General features: G+C 73.5%; 10 protein-coding genes. 3 read left to right on the forward strand and 7 right to left on the reverse strand.

The genetic code is table 11. The features are described 5' to 3' along the window. A partial coding sequence (locus ACTHMS_RS18695; RefSeq protein ID WP_440308171.1) for a PAC2 family protein occupies nt 1–913 on the reverse strand: 913 nt, incomplete at its 3' end. A 75-nt stretch (nt 914–988) separates the two neighbouring features. On the opposite strand from ACTHMS_RS18695, the gene ACTHMS_RS18700 reads away from it, so the two are divergent. Further along, complete coding sequence (locus tag ACTHMS_RS18700) at nt 989–1522, forward strand: universal stress protein (RefSeq protein WP_440308172.1); 534 nt, start codon at nt 989–991, stop codon at nt 1520–1522. A gap of 3 nt (nt 1523–1525) precedes the next feature. Here ACTHMS_RS18700 and ACTHMS_RS18705 read toward each other — a convergent pair whose 3' ends face one another. Together ACTHMS_RS18705 and ACTHMS_RS18710 are read right to left on the reverse strand one after the other, a co-directional pair. Continuing rightward, the gene (locus ACTHMS_RS18705) at nt 1526–2218 is read right to left on the reverse strand and encodes a hypothetical protein (protein WP_440308173.1); all 693 of its coding nucleotides are present in this window, start codon (nt 2216–2218) and stop codon (nt 1526–1528) included. Nucleotides 2219–2256: 38 nt separating this feature from the next. Beyond that, on the reverse strand, nt 2257–2430 hold the full coding sequence (locus tag ACTHMS_RS18710; RefSeq protein WP_440308174.1) for a hypothetical protein: 174 nt from the start codon (nt 2428–2430) through the stop codon (nt 2257–2259). A 58-nt stretch (nt 2431–2488) separates the two neighbouring features. Here ACTHMS_RS18710 and ACTHMS_RS18715 point away from each other — a divergent pair, with 58 nt between their 5' ends. Next, nucleotides 2489–3448: a DNA polymerase domain-containing protein gene (locus ACTHMS_RS18715; RefSeq protein ID WP_440308175.1), complete on the forward strand. Its 960-nt coding sequence runs from the start codon at nt 2489–2491 to the stop codon at nt 3446–3448. Here the strand turns inward: ACTHMS_RS18715 and ACTHMS_RS18720 are convergent. After that, on the reverse strand, nt 3418–4089 hold the full coding sequence (locus ACTHMS_RS18720) for an SDR family NAD(P)-dependent oxidoreductase (RefSeq protein ID WP_440308176.1): 672 nt from the start codon (nt 4087–4089) through the stop codon (nt 3418–3420). The genes ACTHMS_RS18715 and ACTHMS_RS18720 overlap by 31 nt on opposite strands. Nucleotides 4090–4129: 40 nt before the next feature. Here ACTHMS_RS18720 and ACTHMS_RS18725 point away from each other — a divergent pair, with 40 nt between their 5' ends. After that, on the forward strand, nt 4130–5113 hold the full coding sequence (locus tag ACTHMS_RS18725) for an aldo/keto reductase (protein WP_440308177.1): 984 nt from the start codon (nt 4130–4132) through the stop codon (nt 5111–5113). A gap of 11 nt (nt 5114–5124) precedes the next feature. On the opposite strand, the gene ACTHMS_RS18730 is transcribed toward ACTHMS_RS18725, so the two are convergent. The 3 genes from ACTHMS_RS18730 to ACTHMS_RS18740 form a co-directional block, all read right to left on the reverse strand. After that, the gene (locus tag ACTHMS_RS18730; protein ID WP_440308178.1) at nt 5125–5913 is read right to left on the reverse strand and encodes an enoyl-CoA hydratase/isomerase family protein; all 789 of its coding nucleotides are present in this window, start codon (nt 5911–5913) and stop codon (nt 5125–5127) included. 17 nt (nt 5914–5930) lie between these two features. After that, nucleotides 5931–6692 carry a helical backbone metal receptor gene (locus tag ACTHMS_RS18735; protein ID WP_440308179.1) on the reverse strand — a complete coding sequence of 254 codons (762 nt, stop codon included), beginning with the start codon at nt 6690–6692 and terminating at the stop codon, nt 5931–5933. Continuing rightward, on the reverse strand, nt 6689–8063 hold a 1375-nt coding region (locus ACTHMS_RS18740; RefSeq protein WP_440308180.1), incomplete at its 5' end, for a prolyl oligopeptidase family serine peptidase. The genes ACTHMS_RS18735 and ACTHMS_RS18740, both read right to left, overlap by 4 nt.

The following is an 8063-nucleotide window of genomic DNA, read 5'->3' on the forward strand; positions in this document are numbered from 1 at the left end:
CCCCGCGGGGGGTGTGGGGGGATGGGGGGGGGGGGGGGGTCGGGGGGCGGTGGTTGGGGGCGCGCGCGCCGCCCCGCTCGTCCGCCGTCGGCAGGTCGCCGAGCGCGAGCGCGGCCTGCGCGGCCGCCGCGTCGTACTGCTGCTCGAGGGCACCGACCAGCGTCTGCAGCTCCTCCGACGCCGCCACCTGGGTGTCGATCGCCACCCGGTTCAGCTGCTCGGCCTCCTCGAGCGCCGTCGTGTCCAGCCGCAGCCGCCCCCGCGCCGACACCTCCCGCAACAACGCCAGCGCGGCCGCCGGGAACTCGGTCTGCGCGAGATACGGCGGCACCGGCGCGGCGATGCCGAGGGTGTCGATGCCCGCCTCGCCGAGCCGGAACTCGACCAGGTGCGTCGCGCTCGCCGGCACCGCGATCTGGCCCAGCCAGGCGCGGTAGTCGGCGAACAGCTCGCGGCGCGACCCGTGCACGATGATCGGCGTCGGGCGCGTGTGCGGCACCGACATCGGGAACGCGTTCAGCCCGATCACCAGGCGCACGCCGAGCCGTTCGACGAGCAGCCGGACGGCGGCGACGTAGCGCTCCCACTGCACGTCCGGCTCGGGACCGGCGAGCACGAGATACGGCACGTCATCGCCGTCGTGCAGCAGGTGCAGCGCGAGCTGGGGCGTCGCGTACTCGGCCCAGTGATCGACGTCGAAGCGCATCAGCGGCCGGCGGGCGCGGTAGTCGTAGAGCTGGTCGACATCGAAACGCGCGACGATCGGCGCGTCGCCCGCGAGCAGGGCGGCCCGGGCCAGCTGCACGGCACCGCCCGCGTCGACGAAGCCGTCGAGCAGGTGCAGCAGCACCGCCCCCTGCAGGTCGGGGCGATCGGCGTCGAGGTCGAACAGCTCTTCGGGGTCGAGGCTCACGGTTCCATCTTCCCGCAGTCGCGACGAGGCCGCGGTGAATCGGATCACCGGCCCGCAGGCCGAACGGGAGTATGGTTGATCTCAGCAACCAAGTCGGTGAGGTCGATCATGGACGCCGCGAGCACAGCCGGTCCCGAGCCGGTGCTCGCGGGTGTCGACGGCGGCCCCGGCACCGCCGCCGTGGTGCGCGCCGCTGCCCGCCTGGCCCGCGTGGCCGGCACCGAACTGCTGATCGCCCACATCCTCGACCGGCCGGCCGCCTTCACCCCGGAGGGCGCCGCCCTCTGCGCCGCGATCACCGAGGAGGACGTGCTCGCCGGGCTCGTCCCCGACCTGTGCGAGGCGCTGCTCGACGAGACGGTGTCCTGGACGGTCGTCTGCCGCGCAGGCGTGCCGTCGACCGCGTTGGTGCGACTGGCCTGCGACGTGCGGCCGATGGCGATCGTCGTGGGCGCCGACACCTCCGGCTGGTGGGCACGGCTGCGCCGCGGTCTCACCGGATCAGTCCCTCAACGCCTGTTGCGCCGCCAGGACGCACCGGTCATCGTCATCCCGACCGCGTGCTCGCACCCGCGACGACGCCACGAGGTCGGCCGCGCCGCCGGCTGACGATCAGCCGCCGCCGCCACCACCGAGCGAGCCGACGGCACGCGCGATCAGCAGCAGGGACGTGAGCAGGGCGGCGGTCGCCTCGACGCCCATGAGCAGCTTGGCGCGGCTGGTCAACGGCATGGTGTCGGTCGGGCTGAACGCGCTCGAGTTCGTCAGCGACAGGTAGAAGTAGTCGACGAAGGCGGGCGTCCAACCTGCCTGCTCGCTCGACCCGCGCGCGACCTCGATGACGTTGTCGGCGTTCTCGTCCTGCGAGAAGCGCCAGTCGGCGGGCGGCAGCAGGTCGCGACGCTGCTTGTGGCGCGACACCGGCCCGCCGCGGTCGAGCTCCCAGAACAGCAGCGCGAAGCCGATCACGTTGGTCAGCCAGACCTGCATCGCTGCGACGAGCAGGCCCGTGCCGGGCGTGCTGCTCAGCGTCGCCACCAGACGGACGAGCGCCACCAGGTTGGCCACGAGCAGCACCACGCTCGAGGCCACCGACGCCCAGCGCGACCACCGCGTCTGCCGCACCATCCGGCGCGGGTTGGCGATCAGGAGCGCGACGAGCAGCACCAGCTCGACCGCAGGGACGACCAGCCGCCAGGCCGGCAGCACCGAGTCGGGCAGCAGCGCGTAGACGACGGCCGCGACGACGACGGCGAATGCGGGCGGCAGCCGGTTCTCGCCCGCTGCCGTGCGCCGACGGGCCACATGGGCGTCGAGCCCGTGCGACCTGCCGCGGCCGCCCGTCAGAGCCGGGCGGCTCGTCCGCGACCGCCGATGCCGCTGAACAGCGTCCACAGCAGGCCGATCACCGCGACGACGATGCCCAGCCACAGCAGCAGGTGGGCGGCGTGGATGGCGATCCCGAGGATAAGCAGGATGACGCCGACGACGAGGAGTGCAACAGCGAATCCGATCATGGTGCTGTTGTTCCCGTGTCACCCCGCTTTTACACGGCGGTCACGACAGGATGGGGTGATGGCCACGAGCGAGACACGCGACGGTGTCGCCCTCACCAACCTCGACGAGCCGCTGTTCGACGGCGCGGACGCGGTGAAGCGCGACCTCGTCGACTACGTCGACGCGATGCACCACGAACTGGTCGCAACACTTGAAGAGCGACCGCTCTCGGTGATCCGCTCGCTGCGCGGGCAGCGCCCCTTCATGCAGAAGAACCTGCCGAAGTACGCGCCCGAGTGGATTACGACGACACCGGTCTGGTCGTCCGCGTCCAAGCGCGAGATCGCCTACCCGCTCGCGAACGACCGCCGGACGCTGCTGTGGTTCGCCAACCAGCGCGCCCTCGAGTTCCACCCGACGTTGTTCCGGGTCGATGCACCCGACGCCCCGACCCATCTCGTGCTCGACCTCGACCCACCCGAGGGCGGCGACTTCGCGGCGGTGGTCGCTGCGGCGATGCTGGTGCGACAGGCGCTGGCCGACGCCGGCCTGCGCGGCGCGGTCAAGACCAGCGGTTCGAAGGGCGTGCACGTCTTCGTCCCGGTCACCGGGGCGACCACGTCGGACGTCGCGCTCGCCACGCGTGCGCTCGCCGTACGCGCCGAGGCGATCGACCCCGGCGTGGCGACGACGGCGTTCATCAAGGCCGACCGCGAGGGCAAGGTGTTCCTCGACTCGACCCGCGCCGGCGGGGCGAGTGTCGCGGCGGCGTACAGCCCGCGGCTGCGGCCCGGCACCCCCGTCTCGTTTCCGGTCGGCTGGGCCGACCTGGCCGACGTGTCACCGGCCGAGTTCACCGTGCACACGGTGCCGAACCTGGTCGGCGACAACGATCGGTGGGCGGAGGCGATGCCCGCGCCGCAACCGGTGCCGCCGGATCTCGTCGAGCAGGGACGCACCATCCCCGCCGCCCGGGCGCAGGCGCTGCACGAGGGCCTGCGCCGGCATCACCGCGGCGAGCGGCCCGATCCGTCGTAGGGCACGTGCGGCGTCCAGTGCTCGTCGTCGCGGGCCACCGCCGCCCACATCGCGTCCGCGATCGGTGCGGGTGAGAACGGGCCGTCCTTCGCGAGCACCCCGTTGATCTGCACCGCCACGGCGCGGACGCCGTCGCCGGCGAGGACGGCGTCGACACTGGTGACCAGGTTGCGCAGCGCGGCCTTCTGCACGCCGAGGCTCGCGGCGCCGTGCCACGGGGTGTCGGCCGCCGCGCTGCCGGTGACCAGCACGCGGGCTCCCGGCGCGAAGTGCGGCCGCGCCGCCTGCACCGCCGGCAGCAGTGCGCCGACACCGATGGCGACGTCGGCGAGCAGTTCGTCGACGGTGAGCTGCAGCGGGTCGCGCTCGCGCCAGATGCTCGGGTTGAAGTGCAGCACGTCGATCCGGCCGTGCCGACGGCCGATGTCGTCGACCAGGCGACGAATCTGCTCGGGATCGGCCAGGTCGAGCGCCGCGCCCTCGCTCGCGACGCCGTCGTCCGCGAGACGCGCGCGCAGGTCGTCGGCCTGCTCGGCCTGCGCCGTCGTGACGACGCACAGCCAGCCCTCGCGCCCGAACCGCCGCGCCACGGCCAGGCCGAGCCCGGGGCCGGAGCCGATGCTGATGAAGACCTTCGCCATGCCGCTCCTGCCGTGATCGCTCGTGGGTACGGTCATTCTCGTGGAACGACGCACCCTCGGACGCACCGACCGCCCCGTCTCGGTCATCGGTCTCGGCACCTGGCAGCTCGGCGCCGACTGGGGTGACGTCGACGAGGCCGACGCGCTCGCCGTGCTCGAGGCGGCCGTCACCGACGGCGTGACGCTCTTCGACACGGCCGACGTGTACGGCGACGGCCGCAGCGAGCAACTGATCGGCCGCTTCCTGCGCGAGCACCGCGACGCCGGGGTCCTGGTGGCGACGAAGATGGGCCGGCGGGTCGAGCAACTGCCCGAGCACTACACCCTCGACAACTTCCGCGCGTGGAACGACCGGTCGCGGCGCAACCTCGGCGTCGAGACCCTGGACCTCGTGCAGCTGCATTGCCCGCCGACGCCGGTCTACAGCCGCGACGAGGTGTACGAGGCGCTCGACACCCTGGTCGACGAGCAGCGCATCGCCGCCTACGGCGTCAGCGTCGAGACCGTCGACGAGGCCCTCACCGCCATCGCCCGGCCGCACGTCGCGAGCGTGCAGATCATCCTGAACGCCTTCCGGCAGAAGCCGCTCGAGCGCGTGCTGCCGGCCGCGGCCGAGGCGGGTGTCGGCATCCTCGCGCGCGTACCGCTCGCGTCCGGCCTGCTGTCGGGCCGCTACACCAAGGACACCACCTTCGCGCCGGACGACCACCGGAACTACAACCGCCAGGGCGCCGCCTTCGACGTCGGCGAGACCTTCGCCGGCGTCGACTTCGAGACCGGCGTCGAGGCGGCGCAGCGCTTCGCCGAACTGGCACCGGACGGTGTCACCCCGGCTCAACTTGCGTTGAGGTGGATCATCGACCAGCCGGGCGTGACCACGGTGATCCCGGGTGCCCGCTCGGTCGAGCAGGCACGCGGCAACGCCGCGGCGGCCTCCGTGCCGACGCTCGACGACGCCACGAACGAGGCGATCCGCACGCTCTACGACGAGCGGATCCGACCGCTCGTGCACGACCGGTGGTGACGCCGGGTCGGTCAGGCCGGAACGTCTGACAGACCGCCGAAATCGGGACGACGGCGGCCGATGAACGCCGCGACCCCCTCCTGCCCCTCCGCGGACGCGATGCGCTCGGCGATCGAGGCGGCCTCGGCGTCGAGCTGGTCGGTGAGCGTGGCAGATGCGGACGCGGTGAGCAGCCGCTTCGTACCGCGCAGCGCCTGCCGTGCGGCGCCGGCGAGCGCGGCTGCCTGCTCGAGCACCGCGGCCTCCAGCTCGGCCGCGGGCACGAGCCGGTCGACGATGCCGAGCACGCAGGCCTCGACGGCCGGCACCACGGCGTTGCGCAGCAGCAGCGACCGCGCCCGGCGCTCGCCGATGGCACGGGGCAGCGTCCAGGTCAGGCCGCCGTCCGGTGTCGCGCCGATGCCCGGGTAGGCGGGCTGGAACGACGCGTCGTCAGCGGCGAGCACCACATCCGTCGAGAGCGCGAGGCTGAAGCCCGCACCGGCCGCCCATCCCTGCGCGCCGCAGACGACGGGCGCGGCGGCGGCGATGGCCCGCGTGACGCGGTGCAGGCCGTCGGCGAGCTCGCGCACCATCGCGGCCGGGTCGTCGGCGGCGGCCATCGCCCGCACGTCGCCCCCCACGCAGAAGTGGTCGCCGTCGGCGAGCAGCGCGATCGCCCCCGTGTCCGGCGAGGCGCCCTCGATGGCGGCGGCCAGTTCGTGCGTCAGCTCGAGGCTGAGGGCGTTGCGTGCCTCGGGCCGGTGCAGGCGCACGGCGAGCACGCCGCCGTCCTGTCGGGTGTGCACGAGCTGGGACATGACGACCTCCGGATGTGTCAGGACAGGGCGGTGAGCAGGTGGTCGCGCGCCGTCAGCAAGGACGGGCCGTACCAAGTGAGCGCGCGCCCGTCGACGAGCACGCAGTCGGTCGACCGGAACGCCTCGGGGCCGTCGTCGGCGGTGAAGCGGTAGGGCTCGTCCGGCAGCAGGACGACATCGGGACGCGCGGCGACGATGTCGTCGACCGACACGCGCGGGTAGCGGTCCTCGCCGGCACCGAAGACGTTGTCGAGGCCGCACCGCGCCAGCAGGTCGCCGGTGAAGGTGCGCGCACCGACGACCATCCACGGGTCGCGCCAGATCGGCACGGCCACCCGGCGCCGGAGGCCGCTCGGCGCGGGCTGCTGCCACACCGCATCGGCCTCGTCCAGCCACGCCGGCGCACCCCAGCCGAGGGCGACCTCGAACAACCGTCGCATCGACACGAGCGCCTCGTCGAGCGTCTCGATCCGCGTCACCCACACCGGCACGCCCGCCGCACGCAGCCGCTCGACGTCGAGGCGCCGGTTCTCCTCCTGGTTCGCGACGACGAGATCCGGACCCGTCGCCGCGATCGCCGCGACGTCAGGGTTCTTCGTGCCGCGGACGCGGATGATGTCGAGGTCGGCCGGGTGCGTGCACCAGTCGGTCGCCCCGACCAGCGCCTCGCGGCGAGCAGCGGCAATCGCCTCGGTCAGCGACGGCACCAGCGACACGACGCGCGAACGCGGGCCGGTGCCGTCGAGCGGATGGCCGAGGTCGTCCGAGGGCACAGTCACGCCGGCGCGATCCCCAACGCCCGGTGCAGGAAGTCGACCTGCAGCAGCAGGAGGTTCTCGGCCACCGCCTCGCTGTTCGCCATGTGCGTCATGCCCGACAGCGGCAGGAACTCGTGCGGTTTGCCGGCCGCCAGCAACGCGCTGGACAGCTGCAGCGAGTGCGCGACGTAGACGTTGTCGTCGGCCAGCCCGTGCACGATCATCAGCGGCCGGTCGAGCTGCGCGGCCAGCGGCAGCACGCTGTTGGCCTCGTAGCTCTCGGGCTCGGTGCGCGGATCGCCGAGGTAGCGCTCGCTGTAGCACGTGTCGTAGAGCCGCTCGTCGGTCGTGGGTGCGCCGGCGATCGCCGCGGCGAAGACGTCGGGGCGGCGCAGCACGCCGAGCAGCGCGAGGTAGCCGCCGAACGACCAGCCGCGGATCGCCACGCGCGCGCGGTCGACGTCGTCGGGGAAGCGGCGGGCGACCTCCTCGAAGGCCTCGGCCTGGTCGTCGATCGTGCCCGCCCGGTCGCGGAGGGCGAGGCGGTCCCAGGCGGGGCCCCGCCCGGCCATCCCCCGGCCGTCGGCGACGACCACCAGGAAGCCCTGGTCGGCGAACCACTGCGACGTCAGGTAGGCGTGCGCGGCGTTGATCACCCGCTGGCCGTGGGGGCCGCCGTAAGGGTCGAGCAGCACGGGCAGGCGCCGCGAGCCGCGGACGTGCCCGGTCGGCCACAACACCGTCGTGGGCAGGCCCCGCTCGCCCACCTGCAGCGTCACCGCGTTCGGTGCCAGCGGTGACCGTTCGGCCACCGACCGCAGTTCGCTCGCGCGGTCACCCGACCGCACCGTCGTCGTCACGACCGGCTCGGACGCCTGCTGCTGGGCGACCACGACCGTGCCACCCCCGGCCGCCGCGGTCGCCACACCGTCCGGATCGCTGAGCAGCTCGACCGCGCCGTCGAAGCCGAGGCGGGCGAGCACCACCGAGCCGACGGTCGGGATGACCGTGGCGAGCACGGCGTCGTCCTCGACGGCGACGACCTCGCGCACCAGCACGTCGGCGGGCGTGAAGGGGGTGTCGTCGACGTAGAGCCGCCGGGTGTCGCCGACGTCGACGCTGTGCAGCACGCGTCCGTCGGACAGCCGACGGGGTGTGCCCGGCAGCAGCTCGACCCACGCGTCGTCGGTGGACGAGCGCAGCGCGGTCGTGGCACCGGTCGCCGGGTCGAGCTCGCGGAACTCCATCCGTCGCTGGTCGCGCGTGAGCACGGTGAGGATCGGCCGCGGCCCGCTCCACTCGACGTGGGCCAGGTACTCGAGCACGTGCCCGTCGAGTTCGGCATCCGAGCGCCAGTCGACCTCGACGCGCGCGCCGTCGAGTTGCACGACG

This window comes from Jatrophihabitans sp. (genome assembly GCF_051960575.1).
In the GTDB taxonomy this organism is placed as follows: Bacteria; Actinomycetota; Actinomycetes; order Mycobacteriales; family Jatrophihabitantaceae; genus JBQCEE01.